This window comes from Streptomyces niveus, from assembly GCF_001723055.1.
GTDB classification, from domain to species: domain Bacteria; phylum Actinomycetota; class Actinomycetes; order Streptomycetales; family Streptomycetaceae; genus Streptomyces; species Streptomyces niveus.
This window is the reverse complement of the sequence record NZ_MDCR01000296.1, coordinates 1-1,980: the sequence shown is the minus strand read 5'-3', so window position 1 is coordinate 1,980 and position 1,980 is coordinate 1. Positions and strand designations below refer to the sequence as shown.

Annotated in this window: 1 protein-coding gene and 1 pseudogene; one reads left to right on the top strand and one right to left on the bottom strand. The window is 71.5% G+C overall.

The window, feature by feature from the left end:
• A partial coding sequence (gene eccD, locus BHU15_RS29055) for a type VII secretion integral membrane protein EccD (protein ID WP_069629889.1) occupies positions 1-965 on the bottom strand: 965 nt, incomplete at its 3' end.
• A 267-nt stretch (positions 966-1,232) separates the two neighbouring features.
• Between eccD and BHU15_RS29050 the strand changes: the two are divergent.
• Positions 1,233-1,980: pseudogene (locus tag BHU15_RS29050) on the top strand (type VII secretion protein EccC); the annotation flags it as partial.

Sequence of the window (1,980 nt, the reverse complement as noted above, 5' to 3'; positions counted from 1 at the left end):
GCGGGGTCGCTTCCGTAGTCACCGGCGGCGGTACGGGGCGGCTCGAAGCCGATGGGGAGGCGGGCGAAGCGGGTGGAGAGGCCGGGCAGGAACGCGAGTGTTCCAACGGAGAGCGCGGCGCAGACGGCCGCGGTCTCGGCGGGCGCCATGTCGGTGGTGATGGCGATGAACGTCACCAGGAGGCCGACGGTGGAGGCGAAGACGAACGCGACGAAGGGGCCGTCGCCGCCGGGGGCGACGATCACCAGGATCACCGAGGCGACCAGGACGGCGGCGCAGGCGAGCAGGAACTGGAGCCTGCCGATGCCCTGGCCGTCGGCGAAGGGCAGCAGTCCGGAGCCGGCGACGGCGGCGTTGGCCAGCGAGCCGATGCCGAGCGCGATGGTGGAGCCGCGGTCGTCGTACACCCGGGCCCGTACGCCCGCGAGGGCGAGCAGCATGACGGCCGTGACGCCGGCCAGGATGCCCGGCAGCCCGTGGGTGTCGTGCCGGGGGTCCGCGGTCCACAGCACGAAGGCGAGCAGCACCAGCAGGACGGAGCCGCCGAAGAGTCCGGCGCCGCGCATGGCGCTGTCGGTCCACAGCGTGCGGTCGCGGGCGACGGCGGACGCGACGGCGTCGGAGACGTCGTCGAAGACCGCGGGGGGCAGGGACTCGGCGAAGGGGCGCAGCGACAGCAGTTCGCCGTCGAGGATGCGCTGGGAGGCCAGGGAGCGTGCGCTGTCGAGGACGGTGCCGTCGCGGCGTACCAGGTGGTACCCGACCGGGGCGCCGGCGGCGGGGCTCTGGCCCGACAGCCGCAGGATCTCCGAGTGGAGGTCGGCGACGGGGATGTCCTCGGGCAGCGCCACGTCGATCCGGCCGTCCGGTGCGACAACTGTGATCCGGCAGAAGCCGGTTCCACCGCTGGACGGGGCCGGGGCGCCGGGCTGACCGGTGCCGGTGGCCGCCGCTTGGGCCGTCATACTCACGTGCTGCATCCCCCTCGTGGATCCGTACGCCCGATGCATGCGTTTGCATTTGTTCGCGCCCGCTCGCGCTCGCCCGCACTCCGAATGACCGGATTTTCGCGGAATTCTCGCGGATGGTGCACGCGTGCGCGAACGCGTCCGGTCACCCTACCGCCGGGTGGTGGGCACCCACGCAAGTAGGATCCTTGCCCGCGGATGTAGGCCCGTCGCCACGGGGGCGCCGGTGGGAACTCTTTCGTCCGGCAAGGGAATTGGTGAGCAGTGAGTCAGATCGTCGTCAAGCGCCCGCCGCGGGCTCTGCCCGCCGAGGTACCGGGCGAGCAGATGCAGGTACAACCCCCTCCCCCGCTGCCCAGAGGGCAGCAGGAGGGCGCGCTCATGCAGCTGCTGCCGATGCTCGGCATGGGTGGTTCGGTCGTCTTCTTCTTCATGACGCCGAATCCGATCATGCGCATCATGGGCATGGTGATGATCGCCTCGACGATCGCCATGGCCATCGCGATGCTGGTGCGGCACCGGCGCGGCACCCAGGGCGAACTCGCCGACCTGCGGCGTGACTACCTCAAGTACCTGACACAGACGCGGCGTACGGTGCTGCGGACCGCTCATCTGCAACGGGACGCGCAGTACTACCTGCACCCGTCGCCGGAGCAGCTGTGGGCGCTGGTCGCCGAGGGCAGCCGGGTGTGGGAACGCCGGGTGGCGGACGACGACTTCGGGCAGGTACGCATCGGGCTGGGCAGTCAGCAGCTGGCCACCGCGCTCATCGAGCCCGAGACGGCGCCGGTGGACGAGCTGGAGCCGCTCACCGCCGGGGCGATGCGGCAGTTCCTCAACGCGCACAGTGTCGTGGACGGTCTGCCGATGGCCGTCTCGCTGCGCGCCTTCTACCACTTGACGGTCACCGGCGAGGCGGAGTCGGTGCGCTCGACGGCGCGCGCGATGGTCGGTTCGCTCGCCTCGCTGCACTCCCCCGAGGACCTGGTCATCTGCGTGGTCACGGGGCGGG